The organism is Enterobacter cloacae complex sp. IR5458 (assembly GCF_049238025.1).
Lineage (GTDB): Bacteria > Pseudomonadota > Gammaproteobacteria > Enterobacterales > Enterobacteriaceae > Enterobacter > Enterobacter kobei.
In genome coordinates, this window is sequence record NZ_JBMKIF010000006.1 from 1 (window position 1) to 19,121 (window position 19,121).

Genomic DNA, 19,121 nt, shown 5'->3' on the forward strand with positions numbered 1-19,121 from the left:
GGTCTAAAGTGTTACCCATGTTTCCGGTTCATACCGAAACGCCACCCGGCGAAAAAAAGCACCACACTCAGACAATTCCAGACAGTCTTCCATATTTCCTCCATTTTTCCGCTGTGTTGCCTGACTAAACTAGTATCATTCCCCGAAGTATTCAGGATGAGAACGTATAACGATGAAAGGCCGTAATAAATCCCGCTGGGCAATCGCCGCTGGCATCATTGTGGTGGCACTTGCCGCCGCCTGGTACTGGCACAGCCAATCCGCAAACTCTGGCGCCCCCGCCGGTGCCAACAGCGCATCACAGCGCCCGGCAGGTGGCGGCCGTCACGGTATGCGAGGCGGTGCGCTGGCGCCGGTTCAGGCAGCCACGGCGGTGAGTAAAGCCGTTCCGCGTTATCTGACGGGGCTCGGAACCATTACCGCCGCTAACACCGCCACGGTGCGTAGCCGCGTCGATGGTCAGCTCATTGCGATCTACTTCCAGGAAGGTCAGCAGGTTAAGGCCGGTGACTTACTGGCGGAGATCGACCCAAGCCAGTTTAAAGTGGCCCTCGCCCAGGCGCAGGGACAGCTCGCGAAAGACAAAGCCACCCTTGCCAACGCCCGGCGTGATTTAGCGCGCTATCAGCAGCTGGTAAAAACTAATCTGGTCTCCCGCCAGGAGCTGGACACACAGCAGTCGCTGGTCAGCGAAACGCAGGGCACCATCAAAGCCGACGAAGCCGCCGTGGCCAGCGCCCAGTTGCAGCTCGACTGGAGCCGCATCACCGCACCGATTGACGGGCGGGTTGGTCTGAAGCAGGTCGATATCGGCAACCAAATCTCCAGCGGAGATACCACGGGCATCGTGGTGATCACCCAGACTCACCCGATTGATTTAGTCTTTACCCTGCCGGAAAGCGACATTGCGACGGTCATTCAGGCGCAAAAAGCCGGGAAAGGCCTGGTGGTGGAAGCCTGGGACCGCACCAATAAACAGAAGCTCAGCGAAGGTAGCCTGCTCAGCCTGGATAACCAGATCGACACCACGACCGGCACCATTAAGCTGAAGGCGCGCTTTAACAACCAGGACGATGCTCTCTTCCCGAACCAGTTCGTCAACGCGCGAATGCTGGTCGCGACCGAAGAGAACGCGGTGGTGATCCCCACCGCCGCGCTGCAGATGGGTAACGAAGGCAACTTTGTCTGGGTACTGAACAGTGAAAACAAAGTCAGTAAGCATCTGGTGAAAACCGGGATTCAGGACAGTCAGACGGTGGTAATCAGCGCCGGGCTTTCCGCTGGCGACCGCGTGGTCACCGACGGTATCGACCGTCTGACCGAAGGGGCGAAAGTGGAAGTGGTTGAACCTGCGAAACAGGGAGCGGCCTCCTGATGCAGGTTATGCCTCCCGTCGCTACAGGTGGGCCGTCACGCCTGTTTATCCTCCGTCCTGTCGCCACCACGCTGCTGATGGTGGCGATCCTGCTGGCCGGGATTATCGGCTACCGCTTCCTGCCCGTCTCGGCGCTGCCGGAAGTGGATTACCCCACCATTCAGGTGGTGACGCTTTATCCCGGCGCCAGCCCGGACGTGGTGACGTCCGCCATCACCGCCCCGCTGGAGCGCCAGTTTGGGCAGATGTCGGGCCTGAAGCAGATGTCCTCCCAAAGCTCCGGCGGGGCCTCTGTCGTGACGCTACAGTTCCAGCTGACGCTGTCGCTGGATGTCGCCGAGCAGGAAGTTCAGGCCGCCATCAATGCGGCCACCAACCTGCTGCCGTCGGACCTGCCTAACCCGCCGGTCTACAGCAAAGTAAACCCGGCGGATCCGCCGATCATGACGCTTGCCGTCACCTCCTCCGCCATGCCAATGACGCAGGTGGAAGACATGGTCGAGACCCGCGTGGCGCAAAAGATTTCTCAGGTCTCCGGCGTCGGTCTCGTCACGCTGGCGGGCGGGCAGCGCCCGGCGGTGCGCGTTAAGCTTAATGCGCAGGCGATTGCCGCACTGGGGCTGACCAGTGAAACCATCCGCACCGCCATCAGCAGCGCCAACGTTAATTCGGCAAAAGGCTCGCTGGACGGCCCAACCCGCGCCGTCACGCTCTCTGCCAACGATCAGATGCAGTCCGCGGATGAATACCGTCAGCTGATTATTGCTTACCAGAACGGCGCCCCGGTGCGTCTGGGCGATGTGGCGACGGTGGAGCAAGGGGCGGAGAATAGCTGGCTTGGCGCATGGGCGAACAAGCAGCAGGCGATCGTAATGAACGTCCAGCGCCAGCCGGGCGCCAACATCATCGAAACCGCCGACAGCATTCGCACCATGCTGCCGCAGCTGATCGAAAGCCTGCCGAAGTCGGTCAGCGTGAAGGTGCTTTCCGACCGCACCACGAACATTCGCGCGTCGGTCACCGACACTCAGTTCGAACTGATGCTGGCGATTGCCCTGGTCGTAATGATTATCTACCTGTTCCTGCGCAACGTCCCGGCAACCATTATTCCCGCCGTCGCCGTGCCGCTCTCGCTGGTTGGCACGTTTGCGGTGATGGTGTTCCTCGATTTTTCAATCAACAACCTGACGCTAATGGCGCTCACCATCGCCACCGGCTTCGTGGTGGACGACGCCATCGTGGTTATTGAGAACATCTCGCGCTATATCGAGAAAGGCGAAAAACCGCTGGCGGCGGCGCTGAAAGGGGCGGGTGAGATCGGCTTTACCATTATCTCGCTGACCTTCTCGCTGATTGCCGTGCTGATCCCGCTGCTGTTTATGGGCGATATCGTCGGGCGACTGTTCCGCGAGTTTGCCGTCACGCTGGCGGTGGCCATTTTGATCTCCGCCGTGGTGTCATTGACCCTGACGCCGATGATGTGCGCCCGCATGCTGAGCCACGCGTCCCTGCGCAAGCAAAACCGCTTCTCGCGCGCCTCCGAGCGGATGTTCGAACGGATCATTGCGGCGTATGGTCGCGTGCTGGCCAAAGTGCTGAACCATCCATGGGCCACGCTCGGCGTGGCGCTTGGCACGCTGGCGCTCAGCGTAATGCTGTGGATTTTTATCCCGAAAGGCTTCTTCCCGATTCAGGACAACGGCATTATTCAGGGAACCCTGCAGGCGCCGCAGTCGGTCTCCTTCGCCAATATGGCGCAGCGTCAGCAGCAGGTGTCGGAAATCATCATGAAAGACCCGGCGGTAGAGAGCCTGACGTCCTACGTTGGCGTCGACGGCACCAACCCGTCGCTGAACAGCGCCCGTCTGCAGATCAACCTCAAACCGCTGGATGAGCGTGACGATCGGGTCAATGCCGTTATTGAACGGCTGCAAAGCGCCGTCGCTCGCGTCCCGGGCGTGGAGCTTTATCTGCAACCGATACAGGATTTGACCATTGATACCCAGGTCAGCCGCACGCAGTACCAGTTTACGCTGCAGGCCACCACGCTGGATGCCCTCAGCACCTGGGTGCCGCAGCTGGTCGATAAGCTAAAAACGCTGCCGCAACTTAACGATGTAAGCAGCGACTGGCAGGACAAAGGGCTGGCCGCCTATGTGAACGTCAACCGCGACACGGCAAGCCGTCTCGGCATTACCATGGCGGACGTGGATAACGCCCTGTATAACGCGTTTGGGCAGCGACTGATCTCCACCATCTACACCCAGGCGAATCAATACCGCGTGGTACTGGAGCACAACACGGAAAATACACCCGGTCTGGCCGGGCTGGATTCGGTGCGCCTGACCAGCAAAGACGGTGGGATTGTGCCGTTAAGCGCTATCGCCACGGTGGAAGAGCGCTATACCCCGCTGTCGATTAACCACCTGGATCAGTTCCCGTCCACCACGATTTCCTTCAACGTGTCGGACAATTATTCGCTCGGCGAAGCGGTGGAGGCGATCCAGGCGGCTGAAAAAGCGCTCAGCTTCCCGTCCGATATTCAGACCCAGTTCCAGGGCAGCACGCTGGCGTTCCAGGCCGCACTGGGCAACACCATCTGGCTGATTGTCGCCGCCGTCGTGGCAATGTACATCGTGCTCGGCGTGCTGTATGAAAGCTTTATCCACCCGATCACCATCCTCTCTACCCTGCCGACGGCAGGCGTGGGGGCGCTGCTGGCATTAATGCTGGCGGGAAGCGAGCTGGACGTGATTGCCATTATCGGCATCATCCTGTTAATTGGGATCGTGAAGAAAAACGCCATCATGATGATCGACTTTGCGCTGGCCGCCGAACGTGAGCAGGGCATGTCGCCGCGTGAGGCTATCTTCCAGGCTTGTCTGCTGCGTTTTCGTCCGATCCTGATGACCACGCTGGCGGCCCTGCTTGGCGCACTGCCGCTGATGCTCAGCACCGGTGTCGGCGCGGAGCTGCGCCGCCCGCTGGGAATAGGCATGGTCGGCGGTCTGCTGGTGAGCCAGGTATTGACCCTGTTCACCACACCGGTGATTTATCTGCTGTTTGACCGTCTGGCGCTGTGGACGAAAAGCCGCTTCCCGAAACGTGAAGAGGAGGCGTAAGTGAAGTTTTTCGCCCTCTTCATTTATCGCCCGGTGGCGACGATATTAATCTCGCTCGCCATCACCCTCTGCGGCGTGCTCGGTTTCCGGCTACTGCCGGTGGCCCCCCTGCCGCAGGTGGATTTCCCGGTGATCATGGTCAGCGCCTCGCTGCCGGGCGCCTCACCGGAAACCATGGCGTCATCCGTCGCCACGCCGCTGGAGCGCTCGCTCGGGCGGATTGCCGGGGTTAACGAGATGACCTCCAGCAGTTCGCTCGGCAGTACGCGCATCATTCTGGAGTTCAGCTTCGACCGGGATATTAACGGCGCAGCGCGCGACGTGCAGGCCGCCATCAACGCCGCGCAAAGCCTGCTGCCGAGCGGGATGCCGAGCCGCCCGACCTACCGCAAGGCCAACCCGTCCGATGCGCCGATCATGATCCTGACGCTGACCTCCGATACCTATTCTCAGGGGCAGCTTTACGACTTTGCGTCCACCCAACTGGCGCAGACGATCTCACAGATTAACGGCGTCGGTGACGTGAGCGTCGGCGGCAGCTCCCTGCCCGCCGTGCGCGTGGGATTAAACCCGCAGGCGCTGTTCAACCAGGGCGTGTCGCTGGACGATGTGCGATCCGCCATCAGCAACGCCAACGTGCGCAAACCGCAAGGGGCGGTTGAGGACAGCAGCCACCGCTGGCAGATCCACACCAACGACGAGCTGAAAACTGCAGCTGAATATCAGCCGTTGATTATTCACTACAACAACGGCGCGGCGGTACGCTTAAGCGATGTCGCCAGCGTGACGGACTCCGTGCAGGACGTGCGCAACGCCGGGATGACCAACGCCAAACCGGCTATCCTGCTGATGATTCGCAAGCTGCCGGAAGCGAACATTATTGAGACGGTGAACAGCATTCGCGCCCGCCTCCCGGAGCTGCAGGAGACTATCCCGGCCGCGATCGATCTGCAAATTGCTCAGGATCGTTCCCCGACCATTCGCGCCTCGCTTGAGGAGGTGGAGCAGACGCTGGTGATCTCCGTCGCGCTGGTGATCCTGGTGGTATTCCTGTTCCTGCGCTCCGGTCGGGCGACGCTGATCCCGGCGGTGGCCGTGCCGGTGTCGCTTATTGGCACCTTTGCCGCCATGTACCTGTGCGGGTTTAGCCTCAATAACCTGTCGCTGATGGCCCTGACCATTGCGACGGGTTTTGTGGTGGATGACGCTATCGTGGTGCTGGAGAACATTTCCCGCCATCTGGAAGCGGGCGTGAAGCCGCTTCAGGCCGCGCTGCAGGGGACGCGCGAGGTGGGCTTTACGGTGCTCTCCATGAGCCTGTCCCTGGTGGCGGTGTTCCTGCCGCTACTGCTGATGGGCGGCCTGCCGGGTCGGCTGTTGCGGGAGTTTGCCGTCACGCTTTCGGTCGCCATCGGCATCTCGCTGCTGATTTCGCTGACGCTCACGCCGATGATGTGCGGGTGGATGCTCAAGCGCAGCAAGCCGCACTCCCAGCCGCGTCGCAAAGGCTTTGGCCGTTTCCTGATGGCGATGCAGGAAGGCTATGGCAAATCGCTGAAGTGGGTGCTCAACCATACCCGGCTTGTCGGCCTGGTGCTCATCGGCACTATTGTGCTCAACGTCTGGATGTATATCACCATCCCGAAAACCTTCTTCCCGGAGCAAGATACCGGCGTGCTGATGGGCGGCATTCAGGCGGACCAGAGCATTTCGTTCCAGGCGATGCGCGGCAAGCTGCAGGACTTTATGAAGATCATTCGTGAAGACAACGCCGTGGATAACGTCACCGGCTTTACCGGCGGATCGCGCGTCAACAGCGGGATGATGTTTATCACCCTCAAACCGCGCAGCGAGCGCAATGAAACCGCCCAGCAGGTGATCGACCGCCTGCGGGTCAAGCTCGCCAAAGAGCCGGGGGCCAACCTGTTTTTGATGGCCGTTCAGGATATCCGCGTCGGCGGGCGTCAGGCTAACGCCAGCTATCAGTACACGCTGCTCTCGGATGATTTGGCGGCCCTGCGCGAGTGGGAACCGAAGATCCGCAAGGCGCTGGCCGCCCTGCCGGAGCTGGCGGACGTGAACTCCGATCAGCAGGACAACGGCGCCGAGATGGCCCTGACCTACGACCGCGAAACCATGTCGCGGCTGGGCATCAACGTTGAGGCCGCCAACAGCCTGCTAAACAACGCCTTCGGCCAGCGCGAGATCTCGACCATCTACCAGCCGATGAACCAGTACAAGGTGGTGATGGAGGTGGATCCGCGCTATACCCAGGACATCAGCGCCCTGGACAAAATGTTTGTGATTAACAACGATGGCAAGGCGATACCGCTCTCCTACTTTGCCAGCTGGCAGCCAGCCAACGCGCCGCTGTCGGTAAACCACCAGGGGCTGTCAGCGGCGTCGACCATCTCCTTCAACCTCCCCGCCGGTTCGTCGCTTTCCGAAGCCAGCGATGCGATCAACCGTGCGATGACGCAGCTCGGCGTGCCGTCCACCGTGCGCGGCAGTTTTGCCGGCACCGCGCAGGTGTTCCAGGAGACGATGAACTCGCAGGTGATTTTGATTCTGGCCGCCATCGCCACGGTCTACATTGTGCTGGGTATCCTGTATGAGAGCTACGTTCACCCGCTGACTATTCTCTCAACGCTACCCTCCGCGGGCGTGGGGGCACTGCTGGCGCTTGAGCTGTTTGGTGCGCCATTCAGCCTTATCGCGCTCATCGGGATCATGCTATTGATCGGTATCGTGAAGAAAAACGCGATTATGATGGTCGACTTCGCGCTGGACGCCCAGCGTAATGGCAATCTCTCCCCGGAAGAGGCGATCTTCCAGGCGTGCCTGCTGCGTTTTCGTCCGATCATGATGACCACCCTGGCGGCACTGTTTGGTGCGTTGCCGCTGGTTGTCTCGGGCGGCGACGGGTCTGAACTGCGCCAGCCGCTGGGGATCACCATTGTCGGCGGCCTGGTGATGAGCCAGCTGTTGACGCTGTACACCACGCCGGTGGTCTATCTGTTCTTCGACCGCCTGCGGCTGCGTTTTTCGCGTAAAAACAGATCCACGGTGACCGAGTAAATGACCGACCTCCCCGCTAACGTTCGCTGGCAGTTATGGATAGTCGCCTTCGGCTTCTTTATGCAGTCGCTGGACACGACCATCGTCAACACCGCCCTCCCCTCCATGGCGAAAAGCCTGGGGGAGAGCCCGCTGCATATGCATATGGTGATTGTCGCCTACGTGCTGACGGTTGCCGTCATGCTGCCTGCCAGCGGCTGGCTGGCGGACAAAGTGGGCGTGCGAAATATCTTCTTTACCGCCATCGTGCTGTTCACCACCGGCTCGCTGTTTTGCGCTCAGGCCAGTACCCTCGACCAGCTGGTCATGGCGCGCGTGCTGCAGGGCGTTGGCGGGGCGATGATGGTGCCCGTCGGGCGGTTAACGGTGATGAAGATTGTCCCGCGCGAGCAGTACATGGCGGCGATGACCTTTGTCACCCTGCCCGGCCAGGTGGGGCCGCTGCTGGGCCCGGCGCTGGGCGGGATGCTGGTGGAGTACGCCTCGTGGCACTGGATTTTCTTAATCAACCTGCCGGTGGGCATCATCGGCGCGATTGCCACCCTGGCGCTGATGCCGAACTACACAATGCAGACGCGTCGCTTCGATTTCTTCGGTTTCATTCTGCTGGCAGCGGGCATGGCCACGCTCACTCTGGCGCTCGACGGACAAAAGGGGCTGGGGATCTCTTCCCTCATGCTCGGTGTTCTGGTCGCCCTCGGCATCACCGCGATTCTGTGGTACCTGTGGCATGCCAGAGGAAACGATCGGGCCTTGTTCAGCCTGAATTTGTTTAAAAACCCGACCTACCGTCTGGGACTGCTGGGAAGTTTTGCCGGACGTATTGGCAGCGGCATGTTGCCGTTCATGACCCCCGTTTTTCTGCAAATCGGGATGGGATTTTCACCGTTTCACGCGGGCCTGATGATGATCCCGATGGTGCTCGGCAGCATGGGCATGAAGCGCATCGTAGTGCAGGTGGTAAACCGCTTTGGCTATCGTCACGTGCTGGTGGCCGCCACGCTGGGGCTGGCGCTGGTGAGCCTGCTGTTCATGGCCGTGGCGTTAATGGGCTGGTTCTACGTTCTGCCGCTGGTCCTGTTCTGCCAGGGAATCATAAACTCCATGCGTTTCTCGTCGATGAATACCCTGACGCTGAAAGATCTGCCGGACGAACTGGCGAGCAGCGGCAACAGCCTGCTGTCGATGATCATGCAGCTCTCCATGAGCGTGGGGGTGACGATCGCCGGACTGCTGCTCGGCATGTACGGCCAGCACCATCTCAGCGTCGATACGCCGGTGGCGCATCAGATCTTTTTATATACGTATCTCAGCATGGCGGTCATCATCGCCCTGCCCGCATTCATCTTCGCCAGAGTGCCGGATGATACCAGCAAGAACGCCGTGATTAGGCGCGGCAAAAGGAGTGGCTCATGAAATTCTGGCGACCGGGGATCACCGGCAAGCTCTTTGTGGCGATCTTCGCCACCTGTATCGTCCTGCTGATCACCATGCACTGGGCCGTGCGGGTCAGCTTTGAGCGGGGTTTTATTGATTACATTAAGCACGGCAACGAGCAGCGTCTGCAGGGCTTAAGCGATGCGCTGGGCGAGCAGTACGCCCAGCACGGCAACTGGCGTTTTCTGCGCAACAATGACCGCTTTATTTTCCAGATCCTGCGCTCGCTGGAGCACGATACCGGAGACGATCGTCCCGGCCCGGGCATGCCGCCGCACGGCTGGCGCACCCAGTTTTGGGTCATTGACCAGGAGATGCGCACGCTGGTTGGCCCGCGCGCACCGATTCCGCCGGACGGTACCCGGCGGGCGATTAAGGTCAATAACGCCACCGTCGGCTGGGTTATCGCCTCCCCGGTGGAGCGCCTGACCCGCAATACCGACATCAACTTTGACCGCCAGCAGCGCCGGACCAGTTGGCTGATTGTCGCCCTCTCCACCCTGCTCGCCGCGCTCGCCACCTTCCCGCTGGCGCGCGGTCTGCTCGCCCCGGTAAAGCGGCTGGTGGAAGGGACGCACAAGCTGGCCGCCGGGGATTTCACCACCCGCGTCGATACCCGTAGCCAGGACGAACTCGGCCGGCTGGCGCAGGACTTTAACCAGCTCGCCAGCACGCTGGAGAAAAACCAGCAGATGCGACGCGACTTTATGGCCGATATTTCTCACGAACTGCGTACGCCGCTGGCGGTCCTGCGCGGCGAGCTGGAAGCCATTCAGGACGGCGTACGTCAGTTTACGCCTGAATCGGTGGCCTCTCTGCAGGCGGAAGTGGGCACACTCACCAAACTGGTGGATGACCTCCATCAGCTCTCTATGTCCGACGAAGGTGCACTGGCCTACCAGAAGGCGCCGGTTGATGTGATTAACGTGCTTGAAGTTGCCAGCGGCGCCTTCCGGGAACGGTTTGCCAGCCGCAACCTGAAGATCGATCTCTCCCTGCCGGACAGCGCGGTGGTGTTTGGCGACAAAGACCGTCTGATGCAGCTCTTCAATAATCTGCTGGAAAACAGCCTTCGCTATACCGACAGCGGCGGCGGGCTGCATATCTCCGGCAGACAGGAAAACGGGCGCTTTGCCCTCACCTTCGCCGATTCCGCCCCAGGGGTGCAGGATGCGCAGCTGGACAAGCTGTTCGAACGTTTTTACCGGACCGAAGGCTCCCGCAACCGCGCCAGCGGCGGATCCGGCCTGGGGCTGGCGATTTGCGTTAACATCGTCGAGGCGCATAATGGGACGATCCGCGCCGCCCATTCGCCTTTTGGCGGGGTTAGCATTACAGTAGAGTTACCTCTGGAACGGGATTTATCGAGAGAAGCATGACCGAGTTACCAATTGACGAAAACACGCCACGTATTTTGATTGTCGAAGACGAACCCAAGCTGGGGCAACTGCTGATCGACTATTTACGCGCGGCCAGCTATGCCCCGTCACTGATAAGCCACGGCGACCAGGTATTGGCGTACGTGCGCCAGACGCCGCCGGACCTGATCCTGCTGGACCTAATGCTACCGGGTACCGATGGCCTGACCCTGTGCCGGGAAATTCGTCGCTTCTCCGACGTGCCGATCGTCATGGTCACCGCCAAAATTGAAGAGATTGACCGCCTGCTGGGCCTCGAAATCGGCGCGGACGATTACATCTGTAAACCCTACAGCCCGCGTGAAGTGGTCGCCCGGGTGAAAACCATTCTGCGCCGCTGCAAACCGCAGCGCGAACTGCAGGTGCTGGATGCACAAAGCCCGCTGATTGTCGACGAAAGCCGTTTCCAGGCAAGCTGGTGCAGTAAGCTGCTGGACCTGACGCCTGCCGAATTCCGCCTGCTGAAAACCCTCTCTCATGAGCCCGGGAAGGTATTTTCCCGAGAACAGCTGCTGAACCATCTGTACGATTATTACCGCGTGGTGACTGACCGCACCATCGACAGCCACATCAAAAACCTGCGCCGCAAGCTGGAGGCGCTGGACGCCGAGCAGTCGTTTATCCGCGCGGTGTACGGCGTGGGGTATCGCTGGGAAGCGGATGCGTGCAGGATAGCCTAGTCCGCCGCAGGTCAACGTAAGCCGGGTAAGGTGAAGCCACCACCCGGCACAATCACTTTACCTCCCTGCCCCTCAGCGCTACAATGCCCGCCCTTAAAGTGGGGGATCTCCCCTTACCGCTGCACCTGGTGCATGCGGATCTGACCTGTCATCAGAACGAGAACAAACATGTTTAAACCGGAACTCCTTTCCCCGGCGGGAACGCTGCAAAATATGCGTTACGCTTTCGCCTATGGTGCCGACGCCGTTTACGCGGGCCAGCCTCGCTACTCGCTGCGCGTGCGTAACAACGAATTCAACCACGAGAACCTGCAGCTCGGCATCAACGAAGCGCATGCCCTTGGCAAAAAATTCTACGTGGTGGTCAACATCGCGCCGCACAACGCTAAGCTGAAGACGTTCATCCGTGACCTGAAGCCGGTGGTGGATATGGGGCCGGACGCGCTGATCATGTCGGACCCGGGTTTAATCATGCTGGTTCGGGAGAACTTCCCGGAGATGGATATTCACCTCTCGGTACAGGCTAACGCCGTCAACTGGGCGACGGTGAAGTTCTGGAAGCAGATGGGGCTGACCCGCGTTATCCTGTCTCGCGAATTGTCCCTTGAAGAGATCGAAGAGATCCGCACTCAGGTGCCGGATATGGAGATCGAAATCTTCGTTCACGGCGCGCTGTGCATGGCCTACTCCGGCCGCTGCCTGCTTTCCGGCTATATCAACAAGCGCGACCCGAACCAGGGTACCTGCACCAACGCCTGCCGCTGGGAATACAACGTCCAGGAAGGCAAAGAGGACGACATCGGCAACATTGTCCACAAACATGAGCCGATCCCGGTGACCAACGTTGAGCCGACGCTGGGCATCGGCGCACCAACCGACAGCGTGTTTATGATTGAAGAAGCCAAACGTCCGGGCGAGTACATGACCGCCTTTGAAGACGAACACGGCACCTACATCATGAACTCGAAAGATCTGCGCGCTATCGCCCACGTTGAACGCCTGACCCAGATGGGTGTGCACTCCCTCAAGATCGAAGGCCGCACCAAATCCTACTACTACTGCGCGCGTACCGCGCAGGTCTACCGCAAGGCCATCGACGATGCGGCAGCCGGTAAACCGTTCGATACCAGCCTGCTGGAAACCCTGGAGGGTCTGGCGCACCGCGGCTATACCGAAGGCTTCCTGCGTCGTCACACTCACGATGACTACCAGAACTATGAGCACGGCTACTCCGTTTCCGAGCGTCAGCAGTTTGTCGGTGACTTCACCGGCGAGCGTAAGGGCGCACTGGCGGCCGTGGCGGTGAAAAATAAGTTCACCAAAGGCGACAGCCTGGAGCTGATGACCCCGCAGGGCAATATGAACTTCACGCTGGAGCATCTGGAAAACGGTAAAGGCGAAGCGATTGAGGTTGCCCCGGGTGACGGTCATACCGTCTGGCTGCCGGTTCCGGAAGAGGTGGAGCTGAAATTCGCGCTGCTGATGCGTAATTTCAACGGTGAAAGCACCCGAAACCCACACGGTAAATAGTTAATCAGGGGAATTTTTTCACGGTGGGATAATTCTTAGAATCGGATCACATACCGCTTCGTTCAATACGGGTATTATCCCCCCGCTGAAAAACATAACCCATAAATGCTAGCTGTACCAGGAACCACCTCCTTAGCCTGCGTAATCTCCCTTACGCGGGCTTATTTTTTGCCTTTCATCCTGTTCTTACCCGCTTTTTTCCGCTCTGCTATACACTCTTACTAACGCTAAAAAAGGGAGCAGCGCGGATGGCAACCTATCCAGACAGTTTATTGATTCTCAATGGCAAAAGTGCAGGCAACGATCTGTTACGTCAGGCAATTCAGGGGTTGCGTGACGATGGCGCACGTATCCACGTGCGGGTAACCTGGGAAAAGGGCGACGCGGCACGCTATATCCATGAAGGCTTAACGTTAGGCGTCAGCACTATTATTTCCGGCGGCGGCGACGGCACCATCAATGAGATCGCCTCTGCGCTTATCGACCTTCCCCCGGCTGACCGCCCGGTGATGGGCATCTTACCGCTTGGCACTGCCAATGATTTCGCCACCAGCGCCGGGATCCCGGAAGATTTAGAGAAAGCACTCCAGCTGGCCATCCTTGGCAAAGCCACCGCGGTAGATATTGCCCAGGTGAATGACAAAACCTGCTTTATTAATATGGCGACGGGCGGATTTGGCACGCGCATCACCAGCGAAACGCCGGAAAAGCTGAAGGCGGCGCTGGGCGGCGTGTCTTATCTGATCCACGGTCTGATGCGCATGGATACCCTTAAGCCAGACCGCTGCGAAATTCATGGCGAGGATTTTCACTGGCAGGGAGATGCGCTGGTGATTGGGATTGGCAATGGCCGTCAGGCAGGCGGCGGACAGCAGCTCTGCCCGGAGGCGCTGATCAATGACGGTCAGCTCCAGCTACGTATTTTCACAGGTGACGGCCTGCTGCCCGCGCTGTTTACCACGCTGACGCAGCCCGAAGAGAGCCCGAATATTATTGCCGGGAAATCGGCATGGTTTGAGGTGAATGCCCCGCACGGGATGACCTTTAATCTCGACGGCGAACCGCTGAGCGGGACGCAGTTCCGCATTGAGGTATTGCCCGGCGCGCTGCAGTGCAGATTGCCGCCGGACTGTGTGCTTTTGCGCTGATTGTATTGCCGGGTGGCGGCTACGCCTTACCCGGCCTACGTTTCGTCCTCAGGTCAGGCAATGGTTACTTTGCTGTCCAGATAGACGTCCTGAACCGCATTGATCAGCTTCACGCCGTCGGCCATCGATTTCTTAAACGCCTTACGGCCCAGGATCAGCCCCATGCCGCCCGCGCGTTTGTTAATAACCGCTGTACGCACCGCATCTGACAGGTCAGTGTCGCCCCCTGCAGCCCCGCCGGAGTTGATCAGCCCCGCGCGGCCCATATAGCAGTTCGCCAGCTGGTAGCGCACGAGGTCGATTGGGTTTTCGCTGGTCAGCTTGCTGTAGACGCGATCGTCGGTATAGCCGAAGTTGACCGCTTTATAGCCACCGTTATTCTCGGCCATTTTCTGCTTCACAATATCCGCGCCGATGGTCGCGGCCAGATGGTTCGCCTGCCCGGTCAGGTCAGCGGAGACGTGGTAATCTACCCCGTCTTTTTTGAACGCTGAGTTACGCAGGTACGCCCACAGCACGGTGACCATACCCAGCTCGTGCGCACGCTCAAACGCCGCAGAGATCTCTTCAATCTGACGGCGGGACTGTTCAGAGCCAAAGTAAATCGTCGCGCCAACGGCCACCGCCCCCATATTGAACGCCTGCTCGACGCTGGCGTAGAGGGTCTGGTCATATTCGGTTGGGTAGCTGAGGGTTTCGTTGTGGTTCAACTTCACGAGGAACGGAATGCGGTGGGCATAGCGACGCGAGACGGAGGCCAGCACGCCGTAGGTGGACGCCACGCAGTTACAGCCCGCTTCTATCGCCAGTTCAACGATGTTCTTCGGATCGAAATAGAGCGGATTAGCGGCAAAGGAGGCACCCGCCGAGTGTTCAACGCCCTGGTCTACCGGCAGAATAGAGAGATAGCCGGTGCCACCCAGTCGTCCGGTGTTATAGAGCGTTTGCATATTTCGCAGAACCGCTGGCGGACGATTGTTATCCACCATCACCCGGTCAACATAGTCATGGCCAGGCAGGTAAAGCTGGTCGGCTGGAATGGTCATACAACGATGCTGTAAAAGGCTGTCGGCGTCTTTGCCAAGCAACTGCGCAATATCAGTCATGTGATACTCCCGTAAATCCGACATCGTGTCGGTGTGTGTTTATCCCGTCCCATTTTTTATGGGCAGACTAAGCCTGGTACCGACTTAACCGATTTTCCACCCTTTGCATTTTTTTTTCAGCACAATCTGCTGGCTCGATTCGTGTACAACAAAACTGTTACATTGATCAAACAATCGCCACAAAGGTATTTAAAAGGTATTATTGAGTGGTATGTTAAAGGCGTACCCTCACTGACATGCAGGATTAAAAAATGAAAACGAAAGTCCAACTGTCATTCATGATGTTCGTTGAATGGTTTATCTGGGGCGCCTGGTTTGTGCCATTGTGGCTGTGGCTGAGTAAAAGCGGGTTTACCGCTGGGGAAATCGGCTGGTCTTATGCCTGTACCGCCATTGCCGCTATTCTCTCGCCTATTCTGGTCGGCTCGCTGACGGACCGCTTCTTCGCCGCCCAGAAAGTGCTGGCGGTACTGATGTTTGCCGGTGCCATTCTGATGTACTTCGCCGCGCAGCAAACCCAGTTCAGCACCTTCTTCCCGCTGCTGCTGGCTTACTCCCTGACCTATATGCCCACCATCGCACTGACCAACAGTATCGCCTTCGCCAACGTGGGCGATGTCGAGGCCGATTTCCCGCGCATCCGCGTGATGGGAACGATCGGCTGGATCGCCTCCGGGCTGGCGTGCGGGTTCCTGCCGCAAATGCTGGGCTATAGCGACATCTCGGATACCAATATTCCGCTGCTGATGACGGCAGCCAGCTCCGCCCTGCTCGGTGTCTTTGCCCTGTTCCTGCCAGACACGCCGCCGAAGAGTACCGGCAAGCTGGATTTCAAAGTCATGCTGGGGCTGGATGCCCTTATCCTGCTGCGTGATAAAAACTTTCTGGTGTTCTTCTTCTGCTCATTTTTATTCGCCATGCCGCTGGCCTTCTATTACATCTTCGCCAACGGCTATCTCACCGAAGTGGGAATGAAAAACGCCACCGGCTGGATGACGCTCGGTCAGTTCTCCGAAATCTTCTTTATGCTGGCCCTGCCGTTCTTCACCAAACGCTTTGGTATTAAGAAGGTCTTACTGCTGGGCCTGATTACGGCCGCCATTCGCTATGGATTCTTCGTTTACGGCGGCGCGGAACAGTACTTCACCTATGCCCTGCTGTTCCTCGGTATTCTGCTGCATGGCGTGAGCTACGACTTCTACTACGTCACCGCGTATATCTACGTGGATAAAAAAGCGCCGGCGCATATGCGCACCGCCGCGCAAGGCCTGATTACGCTGTGCTGTCAGGGTTTTGGTAGCCTGCTGGGTTACCGCCTGGGCGGCGTGATGATGGAAAAAATGTTCGCCTACAAAGAGCCGGTGAATGGGCTGACCTTCAACTGGGCCGGAATGTGGACATTTGGTGGGATCATGATTGCCGTGATCGCCGTGCTGTTTATGCTATTTTTCCGCGAATCGGACAAAGAGATCACTGCAATTGAGGTGGTTGATGGCGATGCCGCGCTGACACAAGGGGAAGTTAAATGAAGCAAAACCGTATTCTCGGTGCCCTTTACGGGCAGGCATTAGGCGATGCGATGGGCATGCCGTCAGAGCTGTGGCCGAGAAAGCGCGTTAAGGCGCACTTCGGCTGGATCGACCGCTTTTTACCCGGCCCGGCAGAGAATAATGCAGCCTGTTATTTCAGGCAGGCCGAGTTCACCGATGATACCTCGATGGCGCTGTGTCTGGCGGATGCGATTATCGAATGTGACGGACAGATTGATGCGGATGTTATCGGCAAACATATCCTGAACTGGGCGCTCGATTTCGACGCGTTTAATAAGAACGTACTCGGCCCGACATCGAAAATCGCGCTAAACGCGATCCGTGACGGGAAACCGGTCAGTGAACTGGAAAACAACGGCGTGACCAACGGGGCGGCGATGCGAGCCTCCCCGTTGGGCTGCCTGCTCCCGGCCACGCGTCTGGAACATTTTGTGGAGCAGGTGGCACTGGCCTCCAGCCCGACCCATAAATCGGATCTTGCCATAGCCGGTGCGGTGGTGATTGCCTGGGCGGTTTCCCGCGCCATCGACGGGGAACGCTGGCAGAACATCGTCGATGCCCTGCCGGGTATCGCCCGCTATGCGCAGGAGGCGAAAACGACCACCTTCAGTGCATCGCTGGCAGCGCGTATTGAGCTGGCGCTTAAGACAGTGCGGGAAGCTAACGGCATCGACTCCGCCAGCGAGCAGATTTATCAGCTCACGGGCGCGGGAACCAGCACCATCGAATCCGTTCCGGCGGCCATTGCGATGGTGGAACTGGCGGGAACCGACCCGAACCGCTGCGCGGTCCTGTGCGCCAACCTGGGCGGCGACACCGACACCATTGGCGCGATGGCAACGGCCATCTGCGGGGCGTTGCATGGCGTGCAGGCGATTGATCCGGCGCTCAAGGCCGAGCTCGACGCCGTCAACCAGCTCGATTTCGGCCACTATTGCGAAAAACTGCTGCACTACCGGGAGCAAAGGGAGGGCGTATGAACTCGTTTGCCCGACGTCTCGAAACCTTGTATGCCACACGTCCGGTGACGGTGCTGGGCGCGGCGGTGATTGACGTCATCGCCGACGCCTACGCCCTGCCCTGGCGCGGGTGCGATATCGAGCTTAAACAGCAGGGTGTGAATATCGGCGGCTGCGCGCTGAACATTGCCATCGCCCTGAAACGACTCGGCATTGTGGCACAAAACGCCCTTCCCGTCGGCCACGGCGTGTGGGCGGATATTATCCGCAACGCGATGGCAAAACAGGATCTGCACAGCGCCGTGGAGGCCGAAACCGGCGACAACGGCTGGTGCCTGGCGCTGGTTGAGCCTGACGGCGAGCGCACCTTTATGTCGTTTAGCGGGGTGGAGAACCAGTGGCAGCCGGGCTGGCTTGATACGCTGTCTGTACCATCACACAGCCTGGTTTATTTGTCCGGATATCAGCTGGCCTCACCGTGCGGTGAGCTGCTGACGAGCTGGCTGGAAGGGTTACAGGAGGTGACGGCCTTGATCGATTTCGGCCCGCGCATCGGGGATATTCCCGCCCCCCTTATGGCGCGGATTATGGCCTGCAGGCCGATCGTGTCGCTTAATCGTCAGGAGGCAGAAATTGCGGCAGAAAGACTGGGGGTAAAGCCTGAAAACCTCGGCGTGGCATGGCAGCGGCGTTTCGGCGCCGCGCTGATTGTCCGTCATGATAAAGACGGGGCGGCCTGGTATGACGGTGACGCTTCAGGCGTTGTTCCGGCGTTTCCGGCCACGGTCGTGGATACCATTGGCGCAGGCGACAGCCATGCGGGCGGCACGCTCGCCGGGCTGGCGGCAGGGTGGTCACTGGCAGATGCCATTCTGTTGGGGAATGCCGTGGCGTCCTGGGTGGTCAGCCACCGCGGCGGTGATTGCGCTCCCACTCGCGAGGAACTACTCCTCGCACACAAAGACGTATAGATCGCTACGACAGTAGCTGATGCTGTACTCAATCGGCCGGTGTTGCTGGTCAAGCGCAACCTGCTTGATCACCAGCACCGGTATTTTTTCGTCCATCTTGATGTGCGCCTGAAACTCGCTGTCCGGCATACGGGCGCTCACCCGTGAACGGGTACGCTGCGGGAAAATATTCTGACTGCGGAAGTAGTCGTACAGCGAAATACCAATCGCATCCGGATCGGGAATTAACCCGACCGGCACCCAGGACTCTTCAATCGACACCGCGTCGTCGTCAACATAGCGAATGCGTTTCAGCATGAACACCTCGCTTTCAGGCTCGAGCGACAGCTGGCTGGCCACCTCTTCCGGGCATTTTACCACCCGTTTATTGACCCACAGCGTGTTGGGCGTTTTACCGCGCAGCACCACCTGCTGAGAAAAACCGCGCGCCTCTTTCAGCGAATATTCGAAGATGTTGTGGATTTGCGTTCCGTAACCCCGGGCACGCGTTACAACGCCCTCGGCTTCCAGCGCCTGCATCGCTTTGCGCACGGTGATGCGCGACACGCCGGTTAACTGGCTGAGATCGCGTTCGCCGGGCAGAATATTCCCGTGCTCCAGCACCCCGCTGCGCACCGCGTTTTTTACCGTTTCGGCAAATTTCAGGTACAGCGGTGTGTTATCGGCCGCGGCGATCCGTTCATTCAGTTGAGCGATTAATCGGGTATGCGCTTGTTCCATCTCTGTTTTCTCAGACGTGGTGTTTCC

At 59.1% G+C, this 19,121-nt stretch carries 13 protein-coding genes; 11 read left to right on the forward strand and 2 right to left on the reverse strand.

What is annotated here, in order from left to right; translation table 11 throughout:
* The first annotated feature begins 172 nt into the window (after nt 1-172).
* The 8 genes from ACOTYN_RS06440 to yegS all read left to right on the forward strand — a co-directional run bounded on the left by ACOTYN_RS06440 (nt 173) and on the right by yegS (nt 13,788).
* The gene (locus tag ACOTYN_RS06440) at nt 173-1,375 is read left to right on the forward strand and encodes an MdtA/MuxA family multidrug efflux RND transporter periplasmic adaptor subunit (protein ID WP_332957001.1); all 1,203 of its coding nucleotides are present in this window, start codon (nt 173-175) and stop codon (nt 1,373-1,375) included.
* Nucleotides 1,375-4,497: an MdtB/MuxB family multidrug efflux RND transporter permease subunit gene (locus ACOTYN_RS06445; protein WP_045268760.1), complete on the forward strand. Its 3,123-nt coding sequence runs from the start codon at nt 1,375-1,377 to the stop codon at nt 4,495-4,497. The genes ACOTYN_RS06440 and ACOTYN_RS06445 overlap by 1 nt, the downstream gene beginning before the upstream one ends.
* Nucleotides 4,498-7,575, forward strand: a complete 3,078-nt coding sequence (gene mdtC / locus ACOTYN_RS06450) for a multidrug efflux RND transporter permease subunit MdtC (protein WP_032636049.1) — start codon at nt 4,498-4,500, stop codon at nt 7,573-7,575.
* Nucleotides 7,576-8,991: an MFS transporter gene (locus tag ACOTYN_RS06455; RefSeq protein WP_332957005.1), complete on the forward strand. Its 1,416-nt coding sequence runs from the start codon at nt 7,576-7,578 to the stop codon at nt 8,989-8,991. It abuts the gene before it with no gap.
* Nucleotides 8,988-10,391: a two-component system sensor histidine kinase BaeS gene (gene baeS, locus ACOTYN_RS06460; RefSeq protein WP_023330891.1), complete on the forward strand. Its 1,404-nt coding sequence runs from the start codon at nt 8,988-8,990 to the stop codon at nt 10,389-10,391. Before ACOTYN_RS06455 ends, baeS begins: the two co-directional genes overlap by 4 nt.
* Nucleotides 10,388-11,110, forward strand: coding sequence for a two-component system response regulator BaeR (gene baeR / locus ACOTYN_RS06465; protein WP_332957007.1), 723 nt, complete (start codon nt 10,388-10,390; stop codon nt 11,108-11,110). Before baeS ends, baeR begins: the two co-directional genes overlap by 4 nt.
* Before the next feature lie 168 nt (nt 11,111-11,278).
* Complete coding sequence (gene yegQ / locus ACOTYN_RS06470) at nt 11,279-12,640, forward strand: tRNA 5-hydroxyuridine modification protein YegQ (RefSeq protein ID WP_008500866.1); 1,362 nt, start codon at nt 11,279-11,281, stop codon at nt 12,638-12,640.
* Nucleotides 12,641-12,888: 248 nt separating this feature from the next.
* Nucleotides 12,889-13,788: a lipid kinase YegS gene (gene yegS, locus ACOTYN_RS06475; RefSeq protein ID WP_023330892.1), complete on the forward strand. Its 900-nt coding sequence runs from the start codon at nt 12,889-12,891 to the stop codon at nt 13,786-13,788.
* A 53-nt stretch (nt 13,789-13,841) separates the two neighbouring features.
* Here the strand turns inward: yegS and fbaB are convergent, their stop codons facing one another.
* Entirely contained in the window at nt 13,842-14,894 is a 1,053-nt protein-coding gene (fbaB, locus tag ACOTYN_RS06480) for a class I fructose-bisphosphate aldolase (RefSeq protein WP_014170857.1), read from the reverse strand.
* 251 nt (nt 14,895-15,145) lie between these two features.
* Between fbaB and ACOTYN_RS06485 the strand changes: the two genes are divergently transcribed.
* From ACOTYN_RS06485 to ACOTYN_RS06495, 3 genes are read left to right on the forward strand one after another with little or no spacing between them, the layout of a single operon-like run.
* Nucleotides 15,146-16,423, forward strand: a complete 1,278-nt coding sequence (locus ACOTYN_RS06485) for a nucleoside permease (protein WP_014884524.1) — start codon at nt 15,146-15,148, stop codon at nt 16,421-16,423.
* Nucleotides 16,420-17,424 carry an ADP-ribosylglycohydrolase family protein gene (locus ACOTYN_RS06490; RefSeq protein ID WP_045280995.1) on the forward strand — a complete coding sequence of 335 codons (1,005 nt, stop codon included), beginning with the start codon at nt 16,420-16,422 and terminating at the stop codon, nt 17,422-17,424. Before ACOTYN_RS06485 ends, ACOTYN_RS06490 begins: the two co-directional genes overlap by 4 nt.
* A complete protein-coding gene (locus ACOTYN_RS06495; protein WP_071922047.1) occupies nt 17,421-18,374 on the forward strand; it encodes a PfkB family carbohydrate kinase in 954 nt (317 codons plus the stop codon). The genes ACOTYN_RS06490 and ACOTYN_RS06495 overlap by 4 nt, the downstream gene beginning before the upstream one ends.
* Here ACOTYN_RS06495 and ACOTYN_RS06500 read toward each other — a convergent pair.
* Complete coding sequence (locus ACOTYN_RS06500) at nt 18,348-19,094, reverse strand: GntR family transcriptional regulator (RefSeq protein WP_023330895.1); 747 nt, start codon at nt 19,092-19,094, stop codon at nt 18,348-18,350. The two genes, ACOTYN_RS06495 and ACOTYN_RS06500, sit on opposite strands and share 27 nt — an antisense overlap.
* Nucleotides 19,095-19,121: the final 27 nt, after the last annotated feature.

Bases quoted from the DNA above. Each gene is read 5' to 3' on its own strand.
- baeS (WP_023330891.1), top strand. From the start codon at position 8,988: ATGAAATTCTGGCGACCGGGGATCACCGGCAAGCTCTTTGTGGCGATC.
- ACOTYN_RS06485 (WP_014884524.1), top strand. From the start codon at position 15,146: ATGAAAACGAAAGTCCAACTGTCATTCATGATGTTCGTTGAATGGTTT.
- ACOTYN_RS06445 (WP_045268760.1), top strand. From the start codon at position 1,375: ATGCAGGTTATGCCTCCCGTCGCTACAGGTGGGCCGTCACGCCTGTTT.
- yegS (WP_023330892.1), top strand. From the start codon at position 12,889: ATGGCAACCTATCCAGACAGTTTATTGATTCTCAATGGCAAAAGTGCA.
- ACOTYN_RS06500 (WP_023330895.1), bottom strand. From the start codon at position 19,094: ATGGAACAAGCGCATACCCGATTAATCGCTCAACTGAATGAACGGATC.
- ACOTYN_RS06440 (WP_332957001.1), top strand. From the start codon at position 173: ATGAAAGGCCGTAATAAATCCCGCTGGGCAATCGCCGCTGGCATCATT.
- baeR (WP_332957007.1), top strand. From the start codon at position 10,388: ATGACCGAGTTACCAATTGACGAAAACACGCCACGTATTTTGATTGTC.
- ACOTYN_RS06495 (WP_071922047.1), top strand. From the start codon at position 17,421: ATGAACTCGTTTGCCCGACGTCTCGAAACCTTGTATGCCACACGTCCG.
- fbaB (WP_014170857.1), bottom strand. From the start codon at position 14,894: ATGACTGATATTGCGCAGTTGCTTGGCAAAGACGCCGACAGCCTTTTA.
- ACOTYN_RS06490 (WP_045280995.1), top strand. From the start codon at position 16,420: ATGAAGCAAAACCGTATTCTCGGTGCCCTTTACGGGCAGGCATTAGGC.
- yegQ (WP_008500866.1), top strand. From the start codon at position 11,279: ATGTTTAAACCGGAACTCCTTTCCCCGGCGGGAACGCTGCAAAATATG.
- ACOTYN_RS06455 (WP_332957005.1), top strand. From the start codon at position 7,576: ATGACCGACCTCCCCGCTAACGTTCGCTGGCAGTTATGGATAGTCGCC.